Source organism: Algoriphagus yeomjeoni, from assembly GCF_049821175.1.
GTDB classification, from domain to species: domain Bacteria; phylum Bacteroidota; class Bacteroidia; order Cytophagales; family Cyclobacteriaceae; genus Algoriphagus; species Algoriphagus yeomjeoni_A.
Genome location: NZ_CP187512.1, coordinates 1,290,831 through 1,308,221 on the forward strand (window position 1 = coordinate 1,290,831; position 17,391 = coordinate 1,308,221).

General features: G+C 39.5%; 14 protein-coding genes and 1 tRNA gene. 3 read left to right on the forward strand and 12 right to left on the reverse strand.

The window, feature by feature from the left end:
* Positions 1-5: 5 nt before the first annotated feature.
* The 6 genes from trxB to ACPUEN_RS05315 form a co-directional block, all read right to left on the reverse strand.
* On the reverse strand, positions 6-950 hold the full coding sequence (gene trxB, locus ACPUEN_RS05290) for a thioredoxin-disulfide reductase (protein ID WP_425639080.1): 945 nt from the start codon (positions 948-950) through the stop codon (positions 6-8).
* A 178-nt stretch (positions 951-1,128) separates the two neighbouring features.
* Positions 1,129-1,992 (reverse strand): sigma-70 family RNA polymerase sigma factor, encoded by an 864-nt coding sequence (locus tag ACPUEN_RS05295; RefSeq protein ID WP_057936313.1) that lies wholly within the window; start codon positions 1,990-1,992, stop codon positions 1,129-1,131.
* A 67-nt stretch (positions 1,993-2,059) separates the two neighbouring features.
* The gene (pnp, locus tag ACPUEN_RS05300) at positions 2,060-4,201 is read right to left on the reverse strand and encodes a polyribonucleotide nucleotidyltransferase (RefSeq protein WP_111611039.1); all 2,142 of its coding nucleotides are present in this window, start codon (positions 4,199-4,201) and stop codon (positions 2,060-2,062) included.
* A 98-nt stretch (positions 4,202-4,299) separates the two neighbouring features.
* The gene (rpsO, locus tag ACPUEN_RS05305) at positions 4,300-4,575 is read right to left on the reverse strand and encodes a 30S ribosomal protein S15 (protein ID WP_057936311.1); all 276 of its coding nucleotides are present in this window, start codon (positions 4,573-4,575) and stop codon (positions 4,300-4,302) included.
* Between the two features lie 60 nt (positions 4,576-4,635).
* Entirely contained in the window at positions 4,636-6,426 is a 1,791-nt protein-coding gene (locus ACPUEN_RS05310) for an LptF/LptG family permease (RefSeq protein WP_425639081.1), read from the reverse strand.
* A 71-nt stretch (positions 6,427-6,497) separates the two neighbouring features.
* Positions 6,498-6,893 carry an START-like domain-containing protein gene (locus tag ACPUEN_RS05315; protein ID WP_425639082.1) on the reverse strand — a complete coding sequence of 132 codons (396 nt, stop codon included), beginning with the start codon at positions 6,891-6,893 and terminating at the stop codon, positions 6,498-6,500.
* Positions 6,894-7,150: 257 nt separating this feature from the next.
* On the opposite strand from ACPUEN_RS05315, the gene ACPUEN_RS05320 reads away from it, so the two are divergent.
* Together ACPUEN_RS05320 and ACPUEN_RS05325 are read left to right on the forward strand one after the other, a co-directional pair.
* A tRNA-Met gene (locus ACPUEN_RS05320) sits at positions 7,151-7,224 on the forward strand.
* Between the two features lie 238 nt (positions 7,225-7,462).
* The gene (locus ACPUEN_RS05325) at positions 7,463-8,779 is read left to right on the forward strand and encodes an Nramp family divalent metal transporter (RefSeq protein WP_425639083.1); all 1,317 of its coding nucleotides are present in this window, start codon (positions 7,463-7,465) and stop codon (positions 8,777-8,779) included.
* Between the two features lie 103 nt (positions 8,780-8,882).
* Here the strand turns inward: ACPUEN_RS05325 and rplT are convergent, their stop codons facing one another.
* From rplT to ACPUEN_RS05355, 6 genes are all read right to left on the reverse strand, one after another.
* The gene (rplT, locus tag ACPUEN_RS05330) at positions 8,883-9,227 is read right to left on the reverse strand and encodes a 50S ribosomal protein L20 (RefSeq protein WP_091691840.1); all 345 of its coding nucleotides are present in this window, start codon (positions 9,225-9,227) and stop codon (positions 8,883-8,885) included.
* Positions 9,228-9,338: 111 nt separating this feature from the next.
* Positions 9,339-9,533 carry a 50S ribosomal protein L35 gene (gene rpmI / locus ACPUEN_RS05335; protein WP_087941465.1) on the reverse strand — a complete coding sequence of 65 codons (195 nt, stop codon included), beginning with the start codon at positions 9,531-9,533 and terminating at the stop codon, positions 9,339-9,341.
* Between the two features lie 25 nt (positions 9,534-9,558).
* Entirely contained in the window at positions 9,559-10,113 is a 555-nt protein-coding gene (gene infC, locus ACPUEN_RS05340; RefSeq protein WP_111611045.1) for a translation initiation factor IF-3, read from the reverse strand.
* Between the two features lie 87 nt (positions 10,114-10,200).
* Positions 10,201-12,147 (reverse strand): threonine--tRNA ligase, encoded by a 1,947-nt coding sequence (gene thrS / locus ACPUEN_RS05345; protein WP_425639084.1) that lies wholly within the window; start codon positions 12,145-12,147, stop codon positions 10,201-10,203.
* A gap of 109 nt (positions 12,148-12,256) precedes the next feature.
* Positions 12,257-13,372 (reverse strand): 6-bladed beta-propeller, encoded by a 1,116-nt coding sequence (locus ACPUEN_RS05350; protein ID WP_425640153.1) that lies wholly within the window; start codon positions 13,370-13,372, stop codon positions 12,257-12,259.
* Positions 13,373-13,501: 129 nt separating this feature from the next.
* Positions 13,502-15,979 carry a DUF5686 family protein gene (locus ACPUEN_RS05355; protein ID WP_425639085.1) on the reverse strand — a complete coding sequence of 826 codons (2,478 nt, stop codon included), beginning with the start codon at positions 15,977-15,979 and terminating at the stop codon, positions 13,502-13,504.
* A 165-nt stretch (positions 15,980-16,144) separates the two neighbouring features.
* On the opposite strand from ACPUEN_RS05355, the gene lhgO reads away from it, so the two are divergent.
* Positions 16,145-17,347 carry an L-2-hydroxyglutarate oxidase gene (lhgO, locus tag ACPUEN_RS05360; RefSeq protein ID WP_425639086.1) on the forward strand — a complete coding sequence of 401 codons (1,203 nt, stop codon included), beginning with the start codon at positions 16,145-16,147 and terminating at the stop codon, positions 17,345-17,347.
* Positions 17,348-17,391 lie beyond the last annotated feature (44 nt).

The following is a 17,391-nucleotide window of genomic DNA, read 5'->3' on the forward strand; positions in this document are numbered from 1 at the left end:
TGGGTTTAATCATTCTCGAACTCAGCCAAATATCGCTCAGCATCCAAGGCAGCCATGCAGCCTGTACCAGCAGCTGTCACTGCCTGTCGGTAGATGTTATCTTGTGCATCTCCACAAGCAAAAACTCCTTCAACGTTGGTTTTGGTACTTCCTGGGATAGTTTTGATATAGCCGGCTTCATCCATATGAATATAATCTCTGAAGATGCCGGTGTTTGGTTCATGTCCAATAGCAACAAAGAAGCCAGAAATAGCGATTTCTGATTTTTCTCCGGTTTTATTGTTGAAGATCCTTACACCATTTACTTCATCTTCGCCTAGTATTTCATCAGTCTCAGTGTTCCAGAGAATTTGAATCTTAGGGTTATTCATCACACGTTTTTGCATGATTTGAGATGCACGCATTTCGTCTTTACGCACCAGCATGTAAACTTTACTACAAATATTTGAAAGGTAAGAGGCTTCCTCACAAGCAGTATCACCTGCTCCAACTATTGCCACTTCTTGGCCTCTGAAAAAGAAGCCATCACATACTGCACAAGCAGAAACACCCTTTCCATTCAATCTCGTTTCACTTTCGATTCCTAGCCATTTAGCTGATGCGCCTGTTGAAATCAAAACGGTATCAGCATGGATAGTAACTTGCTCATCTATGACTACAGTATGAGGTTTTGTGGTAAAATCAACACTTGTCGCCAAGCCATATCTAACTTGAGTACCAAAACGCTCTGCTTGTTTCCTAAAGTCTTCCATCATCTCCGGCCCGGTAACACTGTTTGGGTATCCTGGATAGTTTTCGACGTCATTGGTAATGGTCAGTTGACCACCTGGCTGTCCACCAGTATATAACACAGGAGAAAGTCCCGCTCTAGAAGCATATATCGCTGCTGTATAACCTGCAGGTCCTGATCCAATGATCAAAACTTTTACTTTTTCAATTTCTGGTTTCATTAATAGGTAATATTAAATCGGGCAAATTTTATGATTTCTGCTCTAGTAACAAAGTTGCATCTTGTTAAAATTCCCTAAGCCCAGGCAAATGAGAATTGATTAACTTCTGAAAGACTAAAGCAAAATGTAATGAAATAAAAAAAGGGGGCTTAAGACCCCCTTTGTATTGTGTGCTTGCTTATCCGAGGTAAGGTTTCAGCGTCTTACTACGGGAAGTATGTCTCAGTCGGCGGATTGCCTTTTCTTTGATTTGTCTTACTCGCTCTCTAGTCAGATTGAATTTCTCTCCGATTTCTTCCAATGTCATGGCATGTTCTCCGTTTAGACCAAAGTAAAGCGTGATTACATCAGCTTCTCTCTGAGTCAAGGTAGAAAGTGCTCGTTGAACTTCCTTACGAAGGGAATCATTCATCAAACCATCATCTGGCTTTTCATCACCGTCATTTTCCAAAACGTCCAAAAGGCTGTTTTCTTCACCTTGTACGAATGGCGCATCCATAGATACGTGACGACCAGAAATCTTCATGGTATCAACAACCTCATTGGCAGTAACTTCAAGCACTTCAGCCAATTCCTCAGGAGATGGCTCACGCTCAAATTTCTGCTCAAGCTCGCTGAAAGTCTTGCTGATCTTATTCAAAGAACCAACTCTATTCAATGGAAGACGAACAATTCTAGATTGCTCAGCAAGTGCCTGAAGGATAGATTGTCTAATCCACCAAACGGCATAGGAGATGAACTTAAATCCACGAGTTTCATCAAATCGCTGTGCAGCCTTGATCAAACCTAGGTTACCCTCATTGATCAAATCTCCCAAAGAAAGTCCTTGGTTCTGGTACTGCTTGGCAACTGATACTACAAATCGAAGGTTGGCTTTAGTTAATTTTTCCAGTGCCAATTGGTCACCTTCTCTAATTCTCTTGGCCAGAACTACCTCTTCATCTGCTGTCAACAGGTCAACTTTTCCAATCTCTTGAAGATATTTATCTAGGGATTGACTTTCTCTGTTGGTAATCTGTTTGCTAATCTTTAGCTGCCTCATTCAGGAATATGATTTGTGAAATTTAATAGTTTATGAAAATCAAATTAATCAAATGTTTCGATTAACCTTAAGAATTTGATGTTGGTTTTTCTGGTTTTGGCAATAAGGCCTTTCTTGAAAGCTTGAATTTGCCAGTTTTCTTATCGACATCGATCAATTTAACCTGTATTTCTTCTCCTGGCTCAAGTACACCGTCCATAGTTTCTACACGCTCATGCTTGATCTCGGAGATATGAAGTAAACCATCCTTACCCGGCATAAATTCCACAAAGGCGCCAAAAGGTTGAATATTTTTTACTTTTCCAGTATAAGTCTCTCCAATTTCAGGCTGAGCAACGATCGCTTTGATACGGGAAAGAGCTGCATTTAGTTTATCTTGATTTGCAGAGAAAATATTGATTTTACCCTGATTATCTACTTCTTCGATAACAATAGTAGCTCCAGTATCCTTCTGGATCTCCTGAATTACTTTACCACCTGGTCCAATCACCGCACCGATCAATTCCTTAGGAATCATCATGATAAATGATCTTGGAGTATGTGGCTTCAATTCAGCCTTAGGTGCTGCAAGAGTCTTGGTAATTTCATCCAAAATATGAAGTCTACCGTCTTTTGCCTGAAGCAATGCTTCTTTCAAAACAGAATAATCAAGTCCTTCAACTTTCAAATCCATCTGACAAGCCGTGATACCTTTAGAAGTACCAGTTACTTTGAAATCCATGTCACCTAGGTGATCTTCGTCTCCCAAAATATCAGAAAGTATAGAGTATTTACCAGTTTTCGCATCAGAGATCATCCCCATTGCGATTCCAGTTACTGCAGATTTGATAGGAATACCTGCATCCATCAATGCCAATGAACCAGCACAAACGGTAGCCATTGAAGATGAACCGTTAGATTCCAAGATGTCAGAAACTATACGGATAGTGTATGGGTTCTCCTCTACTGGAGGGAGTACTTTTTTCAAAGCTCTCATGGCAAGGTTACCATGACCTACTTCTCTTCTTCCTGGACCTCTATTTGGTTTAACTTCACCTGTAGAGAATCCTGGGAAATTATAGTGAAGGTAGAATTTATTGTATCCTGAGATAGTTGCTCCATCCACCATCATCTCGTCCATCTTAGTACCCAAAGTACAAGTGGTCAACGATTGAGTTTCACCTCTGGTGAATACAGCCGAACCGTGAGCAGAAGGTAAATAATCAACTACAGACCAGATAGGTCTTACTTCGTCCAATTTTCTGCCGTCCAGTCTTTTTTTCTCATTCAACGTCAAGTTTCTAGCTGCTTCCTTGTGGATTTTGCTGAAATATGGTCCAATAAGACTCGCTTCATATCCGTGATCTTCACCTAAGCTAGCAACGAACTCTTCCTTAATTTCTTTAATTAAAGCAGAACGCTCAGATTTATTTGCGATAAGCTTACCTACAGAAGCATAAAGCTTGTCGTAAACATCTGCACGCATTTTATCGAAAAGAGCAGGGTCAGACTTCTCGTGATTGTATTCTCTTTTTACTTCTTTGCCTACAAGTCTTGTCAACTCGATTTGAGCTTGGCAATGTCTCTTAATTTCTTCATGAGCATATTGCATCGCTTCCAGCATTTCTTCTTCTTGAATCTCGTTAGCTTCGCCTTCTACCATCAGGATGAAGTCAAGCGAACCTGCCACGATAAATTCCAAAGAAGCCTTTTCTAACTCTAAAGGAGAAGGATTTATTTTCAATTTCCCGTCTATTTTCGCTACGCGAACCTCAGAAATAGGGCCATTGAAAGGAATATCAGACACTGCAAGGGCTGCTGAAGCCGCAAGACCTGCCAATGCGTCTGGAAGCACATCATCGTCACCACTGATTAAAGTAATTGCGATCTGAGTATCTGCATGGTAATCATCAGGAAAAATTGGACGAATAGCTCTATCTACAATACGGCTAATCAAAATCTCGTAATCAGAAAGTCTTCCTTCTCTCTTCAAAAATCCTCCAGGGATCTTTCCCGAAGAAGCAAATTTCTCTTGGTAGTCAACTGACATAGGTAAAAAGTCCACCCCTTCTCCAGCTTCTTTCTTGGATACCACAGTAGCCAATAGCATAGCCTTACCCATCTTCACTACTACTGATCCATCAGCTTGTTTAGCCAAAGCCCCAGTTTCTATTATAATTTCTCTGCCATCTTCTAGTGTGATGGTCTTGGTGATTAAATTCGGTAACATAAATAATTGTTAGTTTGCGTCGTTAGTGGTAAAAGTTTCGGTATAACCTTAAAAATAAAAAAGTAAGGTTCTCACTCAAGAGAACCTTACTAGTTTGGTTATTTTCTGATTCCTAGCTCGGCGATGATTGATCTGTATCGCTCGATTTCTTTCTTGTGAAGGTAATCCAATAGGCTTCTTCTCTTACCTACTAGCTTCAACAAACCAAGTCTTGAGGAGTGATCCTTCTTATTTGACTTCAAATGCTCAGTCAAATGCTTGATTCTGTGTGTAAAGAGGGCAATCTGAGACTCAGGTGATCCTGTGTCAGTAGCAGATTTTAACCGTCCATGATTCTTAAATAACTCTTCTTTAATCTCTGAGGATAAATACATGTTTAGCTAAATTTTGTAAAACAACCACAAAGGTAAGATATATTTTAAGAATATGAAAGCTTAATTCGCTTTTGAGCGAAGAACTTTAATCCTGTTTTGAACACTTTTCCACATGCTCAAATAAAAGTCAGGTTCAAATAATCTGGAGTCTTTTCTGGCCTGCCTCACAAAAAACAACCCAAAGGGAAGTAAGCATAAAATTGAAAACCATGTTCCAAATAAAGGATCTGTTAGCCCTTCTTTGGCCCACTTCTCCCCTGTAATGGTAAGCATGTAATAAATAATGAAGAAAATAATAGATACTAAAACAGGCATTCCAAGTCCACCTTTTTTAATAATTGCACCAAGTGGTGCCCCGATCAGAAACATTGCAAAACAAGCAAAGGCCTGAGTGTATTTCTGGTACCATGCTATTTGGAATCTTCTATAGTCTCTTTTATAGTTCTCTATTTCAGTTTTTCTGATAGAAAAGTTGTTTTTCAAACTTCGGGAATTATTCAAAGCCATAGTAACGGCACTTTGCTTAATTCCTCTACCTACGACTAAAGAATCAATCTCTTTTCTTTCCTTATCAGTCAGCGGAGCAGTTCGAGGTGCATTTAATACAATTTTAGGTTCTGACTTTATAGCCGTATCACCCGAGGCAGGTTTATTTTCTACTTGCCCTTTTACAGGGGACATACTACTAGCTGATTCTTTAACGGTTCTACTGGAAGTAGCTTTAACTGACTTTATTGAAGTGATAGCAGCGTCTTTATCCGATGTTGATAATAATCGAGATTCTGGATTTTCAGTCAAAACAGCACCTGTGTCCTTACTGGTATTGAACTTTAAATTATCCAAAGAATCTTTTAAAGCTTCTTCTCTTCTGAATTTCTCCTGTCTTACAGAGTCATCTATAAATTTACGTTCAGCAATATCAACTGGTGGTTTAAATTTTCTATCTCTAGTAAAAAAGGGATAGATACTTTCAGTACTTTGATAGTTTTGATAAAGCTTGTCATTCAACAAAGTATTGATGGAGTCAAGACCAAGTTTGATTTGAGAGATATTTTTGATTGACCGATTAGTTGACCATGCGTCTTCTGCAGTTCTATTAAGTTTAAAGGTATTATTCAGGTCAAATACAATTTCATTTGTATCGAATGAAGTTCTGTTAAATTCTACTGGTTTTTCTTTTATACCCCTAGTTTGCCTCTCTTCACTGTAATTAATTCCTTGGAACAATGAAAGCTTCATGTAATTTTCATTGAAAAAGGGCTCCATCCTACCGGAATCTGCCAGTGTCATATTTAAATTCCCTGAGGACCCGCCTGCATGGCTGTAAATTATAATGTCTTTGAGGCCGTATTCACCTATTTTTTCATTGACCTTAATGCTGTAGCCAGGAATCCCCGCATAGAACACTCCAGCTTTAATATCTAGTGCCGGAGATTTCATTCGAATATCATAGAGCAAACCAAAGGTTTTAAGGTTCACTTTAGGAACGAGGTAATTATTGGAGAGATAAGCGGCAAACGATAAAAAAATTACAAAAACGCCAATTGGCCGTAATGCCCGTAATAGCGAGATCCCACTGCTTTTTATGGCCGTAAGTTCAAAATGCTCTCCAAGATTACCAAAAGTCATCAAACTAGAAAGTAGTACCGCAAGCGGCAGAGCCATTGGCGATATACTAATCACAAAATAACCAATCAACTCAGCATAGATCCAAAAGCTCAGACCTTTACCAAAAATCTCATCGAAATACTTCAGCATGTTGACGGTCAACAGGATGAAATCCACGACAATAAAAGTCAATAAAAATGGGCCTAAAAAAGACCCAAGTATAAGTTTATCTAGTTTCTTCATTATTTAAACTGCTCACAAGGCAAATACGAAGCCTAGGAACCGAAGTTCAAATTTGGTAAAATCAATCGAGATTACCCACCAATAATATCTTTCAATCTTGATATCAATCCTTCCCAGATTGCGACTAACTCATCATCCTCATAGCTATCCGAGTAATCGATTACTTTCAAGAATAAAGTTTGCGTAAGGTCATTCTCTTCCAATTTGAACTCTATAAAAGCATGATCCGACTCATCAGGATTTTTTGGGTCGTAAAATTCAAATTTCACATGTGAATTACTTCGCTGGGAAGCTAAACGGGCGTAATGATCCTCACCATCAAAATTGAAAATATAATTCTTATCCTCATTTATTTTCACTTCATCGGCAAACCACTCTTCCAATCCACTTGCAGTACTTAAATAGTGGAAAACTATTTTTTTGGAGGCATTGATTTGATAATCAGCCACAAACTTATTTTTAACCATGATAATCGCTTTTACAGGATGTAAAAATTCATTTTTTTAAAGAACGTCAACTTGTTTTTCACAATACAAGACCTCATATTTGCATTCCCATTCGAAAGGGAGGTTTTCTGGATTGATAATATACGGTTGTCAACTAAACTTATTGACTGATGAATGTGCTTTAATATAGGCATTAATTTCAAAAATCAATACCCAAAAAATGTTTCTGATTCACTAGAAACGGTTTGACGTATTTGAACCAACATTTATTAATATTTGGCGAGGTAGCTCAGTTGGTTAGAGCGCAGGATTCATAACCCTGAGGTCGGGAGTTCAAATCTCCCTCTCGCTACTCAAGGCTTTCGGAAACGGAAGCCTTTTTTTGTTTTACCATATTTGATATCTAATTAGAGCGCAGGATTCATATCTGCTAGGGCTGACGGGAGCCTGCTTTAGTAGGTAAATTCAAATCTCCTGCCGACCTATCGGGACTACACAAATGCTTTCAGAAATGGGAGCCTTTTTCTGTTTCCAAATTTTCTAAATATGTCTAGTTCTCTAGAGGGAATTTATTTCCCTATTTTTAGTAGATGACAAGCCCCGAAATAAAAAACCCACCTTACTCCTTTTTTGAAAAACTTAAATTTTTGGGGCCTGGATTTATACTTTCCGCCTCTATTGTGGGATCTGGTGAATTGATCGCTACAACTGTCCTGGGTGCTGAAGGCGGATTTGTCACTTTTTGGGTAATTCTGGTGAGCTGCTTAATAAAAGTTGCTATTCAACTGGAGTTCGGCAAGAATGCGATTGTGACAGGGAAGCCTTTGATGAGTTCTTTCTCCTCATTACCTGGGCCAAAGAACTGGGCAGTTTGGAGCACCCTTTTATTGACCCTATTTAAAATAGTTCAAGTAGGTGGAATGATAGGTGGCGCTGCCATCGCCTTGAGTATGCTTCTGCCACAACTCTCTCCTATTATGCTAGCTTTTTTGCTAGGCGCAATCACAAGTCTATTGATTTACAAGAATTATTATAGTGTAGTTGAGCGAACCTCAATGGTAATGGTACTTGGCTTTACAGTTTTTACATTGGCATCAGTGATTGCAGTTAGCTATAGTCCCTTTGCTTTTACATTATCAGATGTCGCAAGTGGATTGACTTTTAAATTACCCTCAAACTTGATTTTCGTCGCAATAGGAGCATTTGGTATTACTGGTGTAGCCAGTGATGAGATAATCGCCTATACCTACTGGTGTTTGGAAAAAGGCTATGCAAAATATGCTGGAGAAAATGACGGTAGTGACGAATGGAAAGTCCGGGCTAATGGATGGATAAAAATCATGTATTTAGATGCCCTCGTTGCAATGGTGATTTATACAGTAGTCACAGCAGCATTTTATCTTTTGGGCGCTTCTATTCTGTATGGCAATGAAGATATTCCAAGTGGAAATCAACTCATAGAAACTTTAGCTAATATTTACACTCAAACTCTAGGCGAAAATGCACGACTTGCTTATACAGCAGGTGCCTTTTTTGTTCTTTTCTCTAGTGTGTTCGCGACGCTTGCTTACTGGACTAGGCTGTTTCCGGATATTTTCGGTGAGCTTGGCTGGATAAAGTGGGAAGACCTGAAAACAAGAAAAAAATGGGTAGCTATATTAGCTTGGGCTTTACCTATTCTATGGGCTCTGGCATTTGCATTTGTAAACCTGCCCTCCTTTATGGTGTTGTTTGGAGGCGTAGTTGGCTCTGTCCTTCTAATTGTAGTCGTCTATGCCGCTGTTTGCTTTCGATTTAAGAACAACAGATTAAACTTAGCTTCTGGCGCTTTTTCAACTATGCTATTTTGGCTAAGTGTGATTTCCATAGGGTTGGTATCTGTCTACGGAATAGTGAAGCTTTTCTAATAGCAAATACTAGATAGAGTTTAAAAATTCGTTCTAAAAAATGATCTAAAACAAAAAAAGCCTTCCCGAGGGAAGGCTTCTAATAAAATAAGACAGTGCAACCTTATTTTACTCTTTCAACTACAGCTTTGAATGCTTCAGGGTGATTCATGGCTAGATCTGCCAAAACCTTACGGTTAAGTTCGATTTCACCTTTCTTCAATAAACCCATTAATTGAGAATAGGATACGCCGTGCATTCTTGCACCTGCGTTGATACGCTGAATCCACAAAGCTCTGAATTCTCTTTTCTTCGCTTTACGGTCTCTGTACGCATACTGAAGACCTTTCTCATACTTGTTTTTGGCTACTGTCCATACGTTGCTACCTCTTCCGAAATAACCTCTTGTGGCTTTTAGCACTTTTTTTCTTCTTGCTCTTGACGCAACCGCGTTTACCGATCTAGGCATAGTGTTTTGTTTTTTGACAGTTGGTGTTCTGAATATTCAGAATCTTGATTACCAAACTATCTGGTGAATAAATAAACCTTAATTATTTGATTTTTAAGCTACTGCAGAGAATCAGATTCTCAACATGTCTCTTACTCTACCTTCGTCAGATTCGTGGACTAGACCAGTTTTGGTTAAGTTACGCTTCCTTTTGGTAGCTTTCTTAGTTAGGATGTGGCTTTTGAAAGCGTGTTTCCTTTTGATTTTGCCGGTTCCCGTTAAAGCGAACCTCTTCTTTGCACTGGATTTGGTTTTTACCTTTGGCATTTTGCTGTATTTATTTAGTTGAAATTTATTTCTTTCCTGCCTTCGGAGCGATGAAGATGTTCATTCGTTTACCTTCCATTTTTGGAAGCTGCTCTACAGCTCCATATTCTGCAAGTGCCTGAGCAAATTTCAATAGCAACATCTCTCCTCTTTCTTTAAAGACAATGCTACGACCCACGAAATGTACGTAAGCCTTCACTTTTGCGCCTTCTTTCAAGAAGTTGATGGCATGCTTCAATTTGAAATTGTAATCATGATCATCAGTATTCGGTCCGAATCTGATTTCCTTCAAAACAATCTTCGCCGCATTAGACTTGATCTCCTTCTGCTTCTTTTTCTGCTCGTATTTAAACTTCGCGTAATCTAGAATTTTACAAACTGGAGGATCGACATTTGGAGAAATCTCTACAAGATCCAGGTCATTTTCCTGAGCGAGTTTGATGGCTTTATCTGTAGGTAACAGTGCATTTCCACCTTCTACAAAATCTCCAACTACCCGCACTTCACGAGCTCTGATTTTCTGGTTTACTTTATAAGGTTCTTCTTGTCTACCTCTATAGGGTTGTCTTTGGTTTCTCAAGTTTGCGTTGATTGTTTTTATGAAATTGGATGCAAATATCGGAATTATTTCTAATTAAGAAAAACTGAATTAAATAATACAGTCTTATTACTTACTTAATGATGATGAAATAATGCCTTGAAAATAAGTTATAAACTCCTCCGCTGAGAAGTTACCTAGATCTCCTTCACCATGTTTACGGACAGAAAGCTTCCGCTCTTCCTGCTCCTTTTCCCCCACTATAAGCATGAAAGGCACTTTTTTAACTTCAGAGTCACGGATTTTTCGCCCGATCTTTTCATCTCTGTTGTCTATAGAACCTGATATACCCACCTCTTCGAGGATTGACTTAATTTCTTCAGCATATTCTACATATTTTTCTGAAATAGGTAAAATATTGATCTGCTCAGGTGAAAGCCATAGTGGGAAATTACCTGCACAGTGCTCTATGAGCACAGCGACGAAGCGCTCCAGAGAACCAAAAGGTGCTCTGTGAATCATCACAGGTCTGTGTTTCTGATTATCCGAGCCAATATATTCCAACTCGAATCGTTCAGGTAAGTTATAATCCACTTGGATAGTTCCCAACTGCCATTTTCTTCCCAAAGCATCCTTCACCATAAAGTCTAACTTAGGGCCGTAGAACGCCGCTTCTCCAAGTTCAGTGACTGTATCCAATCCTTTTTCGGCTGCTGCTTCAATGATGGCTGCCTCTGCTCTGTCCCAGTTTTCATTACCGCCTATGTATTTGGTAGGATTCTCTGGATCTCTCAAGGAGATCTGGGCAGTATAATCTTCAAAACCCAATGCTTTGAACACGTACAGAACCAAGTCAATCACCTTGATAAACTCTTCTTTCACCTGATCTGGTCTACAAAAAATGTGCGCATCATCCTGAGTAAAACCTCGAACACGGGTCAAGCCATGAAGTTCTCCGCTCTGCTCGTAGCGATATACTGTTCCAAATTCCGCATAGCGAATCGGCAACTCTTTATACGAATGTGGCTTATTCTTATAGATCTCACAGTGATGCGGGCAGTTCATTGGCTTCAGCAAAAACTCCTCTCCTTCATGCGGAGTAGTAATTGGCTGAAAGGAATCCTTTCCGTATTTCTCGTAGTGGCCAGAAGTTTCATACAACACTTTGTGACCAATATGAGGTGTGGTCACCTGCTGGTATCCTGATTTGTCCTGCGCTTTTTTCATGAAGTTCACCAATCGCTCACGCAGAAGCGTGCCCTTTGGAAGCCAAAGCGGAAGTCCTGCTCCTACTTTCTCAGAAAACATGAAAAGCTCCAATTCACGACCAAGCTTTCGGTGATCGCGTTTCTTGGCTTCTTCAAGCAACGTTAAATAATCAGTAAGCTCTTTGGCTTTTGGAAAAGTCACACCATAGATACGGGTAAGCATTTTGCGCTTCTCGTCACCTCTCCAATATGCTCCGGCTATGTTTGTCAGCTTTACAGCCTTTACAAAACCTGTATTTGGAATATGTGGACCTCTACAAAGATCCACGAAGTTTCCCTGCTGGTAGAAGGTTATTGAACCATCCTCAAGTCCTTCCAAAAGATCAAGTTTATACTCATCTCCCTTTTTCTGGAAGTAGTCAACCGCATCTTTTTTGGAAATATCAGTTCGGATGTATTCATTCTTCTCACGAGCCAATTCGATCATTTTCTTCTCGATGGCTTCCAGTTCGGAACCGTCAAGAGTTTTATCCCCGAAATCTACATCGTAATAGAAACCTGTTTCGATCGGAGGACCGATGCCGAATTTGATGCCTGGATGTAGTGCTTCCAATGCTTCTGCAAGCAAGTGAGCGGAAGAGTGCCAAAAAGTATTTTTGCCTTCTCCGTCATTCCAGGTCAATAATTGAATGGAGGAATCGGCATTAATAGCTCGGGTAGCATCCCAAACCTGTCCGTTTACTTTTGCGGCTAGAACGTTCCTGGCTAAACCCTCGCTGATACTTGCAGCAATCTGTAGTCCGGTAGTTCCTTTTTCGTACTCCTTCACAGTGCCATCCGGAAGGGTAATTTTAATTTGTTCTGACATTTGTGTGTTTATTTCTGCCCATACAAAAAGGCATAAAGATTAAGTTGCAAATATGCACAAGTGAGAGGCAATCAAAAAATATATGGGAAGGGAATATGGAAATGAGGGGTTATTTTTTAACTGTATAAACGATTAGGACGGGATTCTCGGAGTCTTTAGCAGCAAAAGCTACCTGAGCAAAGTTCTTTCCTTTGCCTTTCACATATTCCTCAAATCCCTCCTGACCGAGTTCGGCTTTCTTTTTTTGCAAATCTTTGAAAAGGGTTTTTCCAGGTAGATAAAAACCAGTTTTATCATCGCGAAAGTGATGGGAGAATGAAAAAGGATCAAAGCTTTCATCAATATCGTTTTTTAATCGTCCTTCTATAACATGGGGCGTTTGGTTTTTTCTATTAAAAAAGACATTGTAAAAATCCTTTTCAAACTTAAAACCTGAATATAGTTGGGAGTCAGTTATGTACCAGGAAAATGGTAAAAAGTACAATTTTGCTTTGTTATTAATAAAGTTCATTAGATCTGGCGGACTTAAATCTTGACTTTTTTTCTTTAGCTCATCAAGCTGTTGTGCATACTTTTCGAAATCAAATATAAATTTTGGAATGGCCAGTCCTGATTTAAGCAACATTATAGTATCATTAAATGGTCTTCCAACGTAGACTCCATCATTTTTCATAAAAGAACTTCTGCTAGGGTAGTTTCCGTAATACCCTTCTTCATCGTAAGGAAAAAACTTCAATGTATCCTTGAAAACTTCATTAACACTTTCGACAAAATAACTGCCTGGCTCCCTCACATTTTTAAAAAAATAATAGCGTTTTTCCTCCTCGGAAAATATTCCAGAACCTACATGTTTAGCTAACTTTTCCTCTCTGAGAAATTCTCCATCCAAGCTAAACCACATCAACTTAGGTGGATAAACTCCCAATAATAAAACTTCATTATTAACAATAATGGCATCATCAAAATCAAGGTATTTCTCTGGCCCCTCACCAAATGCCCTGATTTTTGAAAGAAACATCCCTGCTTTATCGAAAATTTTAATGCATTTGCAACCGAATATATCGAGAGTAAAGATCTTGTCTTCATGGAAGAAAATCTTATTCAAACCTCCAAGTTGAGCATCTTCTACATCATCCTTCAGCCATATATACTCTATCTCAGATTCAAAAAACTCAGATAGTTTTCCCTCTCTAGCTTCGGAAAGGTCAACTTTTATGGTTTCCAATCCATCGGGAGACTGCTCTGAAATTCCTTTTTCATCCGAGGAGCAGGAAATGAAAAAGAAGTAAAGTAGGAACAGTAAAAGCAGAGAGTCATTTTTCATCTACCCAAACTACTAAATAGAATCCAATAACTAAAGAATAATTTGCCCTGAAATCTTAACTGCAAATGGCTTGGCGCCAGGGTTATCCAAATAAGTTATTCTATGGAAAAAGTCTATTCTGAAGAATTTGAAAATATTCTCTACTCCATAACCTAGCTCTACATAAGGCTTTGTAGGATCCAATCTTCCAAATGTTTCTATAGTATTGCCACCTGGATCTACTGTAGGTGCATTGGCTATATTTTTATTGCTGACAGAGCCATATAGAAAATTTGCATTTCCTACAGCACGCCATTTAAGCTTTTTGAGTAAAGGAACCTTGTTTAGAAGGAATCCCTCGAAATAATGCCTATACCTCAAACTTGCATACTGATCTGAGGCAAATTCATTGAAATTCATCGTATTAAAAGCTGCAGAGGTATAGAACAAGGTCTCGTTACCCAAGTGGTTTTTCAGTATCGGATAAGGAACCTCTCCAAAAACCTTGGCTGCATCAAATTCATAGCGGGAAACACCGAACATTCCCATATTCAGTCGCTGATATACGTAAAAATTCAACTTGGAATAGGATATATCTCCACCCAGCCATTTCATGCCTTTAGCATAGCTTAACTCAAAAATTGGCCATCTCAGTGGCCCCAACGATGATCGCTCATTGTCATTGATCAGGATGGTTTCGTCCCGCCCATATCTCAATCCAATCTTGGCTTCGGTAGTTTCAAAATTAGACCTGTACTCCCCGGTTCCCTTTTCCAGGTAATAGAAATCATAGAGTGGCTCAAATTTCATAAAGCTCAAATCAGAATACATCAGGAATCCTTTGAAAAACTCCCTCTGAAAATTCACCTGATGTTTTCTGCTGAAATACGGCCTCCTAAGCGTACCAAACCTACTAGCTGCCAGGAAAATACTGTTTCCCTGTAAACTGGAAATTTCCAAGCCGACCTGATCAATTTCTTTTTGGGTAGAAAGTGAAACTGAAGTCCAATGTAACCTATCCAAAATGCGAGTGACCTTTGCAGAATACTTCAGCTCGGAATCCTTAAAACCATAAGCTCCGTAGCCATATAGTACCCATTTGTCACTGAATTTAAGATTGGTTCGGAAGCCCATTCCTAGCCTCACTCCTTCTATATCATTGTAATTAAAAAAGCCGGGCCATGGGCCAATATCTACTTTTTTGAAAGGCAAATATCCTGTACCAAAGAACTTTAGGCCTTCAGAATAAAAGCGCACTATAGGGATTCTCTTCAATGTGTCCACCATCTGAAGCACTGCTAATTCTTGCTCAGAAAGTACATCTTGACGATTTTCCTTCCAAAATTCCTCGCTTGCCTCGTCAAAGTCAGGCAGCAAAGTGACGGACTGGTTGAAAAAGGAAGTTGGTTGAGGCTCACCAACCTCTATGCTGTCAGCAGAAGTGTAAAATTTGGCTAGCAAGCCCGCCGTATTAGGAGTGATCTGCCCAATTTTAATCTGAACGCGTGTTTTCGCAGGAATCAATGGACCAGCAGTCGTAGGCTTCAACTCCTGTTGAATTTTGATTCGCTCAATGAAGTTTAGGTTTGCTTCCTTCGGTATCGTCAAATCCACCTGCTTCAAAGCATAGGTCTCTTTATTAATCCAGATAGTCCCAGAAAACGCCAGGTCCTGCTCTCTTAAAGGATAGACTTTCAGGAGGTAGCAGGAATCATTTCCCACCAAAACTGAATCCATCAAATCATAATCGTAAAATTGCTTCCACCCATCTGCAATCGGCGAGACAAATTCCTTTCCCACGATGGAAAGCCAGTTTTTGTAGAAATTATATTCCTGAAATGCTGAACCCGTAATTTGAGACGTAGTGGATCCATCTGTAATGCCAACACCGGTTACTTTTGATTTTACAACTACTTCTTTTCTGAGTTCGGGGTTATTTCGAAAATAAAATTTAGACAGGGTTTCAGAGAAAAATACAGGTAAAATTTTCTCCCCTTCGTCATTAGTAAGCTGCTTAATTGAATCTAATACTGCAGTGACTTTTTGAACTGTTTTCCGCCTAGTAAAATCCTCAGACACATGATCAATGTCGATTTCTATCTTGGTATAATTATTTGTCTGATAAGCTGATAACTCTCTTTTATCAAAGTATTTTTTCCGATCAACTGTTTTTCGAATGATCTCAAAAGCAGGATTTTCCCCAGCTTCAAATACAAAAGCTTCCATCTCAAAATCGGAAGGTTTAAGCTGAAAGTTTACAGTTTGCTCAGGCAGTTGCTCTAAGACTTTGACACCTGTGATGTATCCAAGGTAGCTCACCGTAATGCTATCTGTGAGTGATCTTGCAGACAGGCTGTAATTACCCTCAAAATCAGTAGAAATTCCTACCGAAGTACCTTTCAGTAAAACAGAAGCAAAAGGAATAGGGTCTCCAGTAGCGGAATCAGTTACTTTGCCTTTCACCACAAATTGGCCAAAGGACTGCGCAGAAACGAGAAAGAAGAGGAGGAAAAAATACTTGCGGATCATGTAATAGTGGCGGCACAGTCAATAATTCCTGCAAAATAAATTCATTCACCATGCAAATCGCTACCTCTTCCCTTAAAAATTGTAATGAAGTAATAAAAGTGAGTTCAATTCGGAAAGGAATTTTGAATAATCCACTAGTATATTTGAAGCTTTAAACCCAGAAGCATGATATACGATATAGCAATTATTGGTGGTGGAATTGTAGGATTGGCAACTGCGCTGAAAATTCAAAAAGCTAGACCTGATCTGAAAATTGTCATTTTGGAAAAGGAGGATCAATTGGCAAAACACCAAACCGGTAATAACAGCGGCGTAATTCACTCGGGCCTTTACTACAAGCCAGGTTCACTGAAAGCAACGAATTGCATTGGCGGATATCATGAATTGATTCAATTCTGTGAAGAAGAGAAAATTCCATTTGAGATCACTGGAAAAGTAGTTGTGGCGACACGAGAAGAGCAAAAACCCTTGTTGAATAACTTGTACGAGAGAGGTATTCAGAACGGCTTGGAAGGCACCAGATATATAACTATGGAGGAGCTCAAAGAATACGAGCCACACTGTGCAGGTGTAGCCGCACTTCATGTTCCTCAAACCGGAATAGTGGATTATTTCAAAGTTGCATTGGCTTATGGAAGAAAGATTGTTCAAAAGGGAGGCGAAATTCTATTGAACAATAAAGTACTGGAAATCAATCAACAAGAAGGAATCAATTACATAGAAACTTCCAAGAAAACTATCCAGAGTAAATTAGTAATTAACTGTGCAGGTCTCTATTCGGACAAGGTTGCTCAAATGAGTGAAAAGGATCCGATTGATGTTAAGATCATTCCATTTAGAGGGGAATACTTTAAGCTGAAAAAGGATAGGGAATTCTTGGTGAAGAACCTGATTTACCCGGTGCCAGATCCAAACTTCCCATTCCTTGGAGTGCACTTCACCCGCATGATGAAAGGTGGTGTGGAAGCTGGACCAAACGCAGTTTTGGCCTTCCGAAGAGAAGGATATAAAAAATCCCAGATCAATCTAAGGGAATTAGCTGAATCCCTGGCCTGGCCTGGATTCCAAAAAGTCGCTGCGAAATATTGGCAAACAGGTTTTGGTGAGATGTATAGGTCTTTTTCCAAGGCTGCCTTTACTAAGGCACTGCAAGAATTGATTCCGGAGATTCAGGAATCTGATCTTGTAGAAGGCGGTGCAGGCGTGAGAGCTCAGGCTTGCGACCGTACTGGTGGTCTTTTGGATGACTTCTCAATTAAAGAGTCAGCTCATGCAATCAACGTATTAAATGCCCCTTCTCCCGCTGCTACAAGTTCATTCGCGATTGGCGGAACGGTGGCTGAATTAGCTCTGAAACGGTTTGATTAACCTTTGAGGTGTTAGCCATCAAATGCTTAAGAAGGCAATTTGAA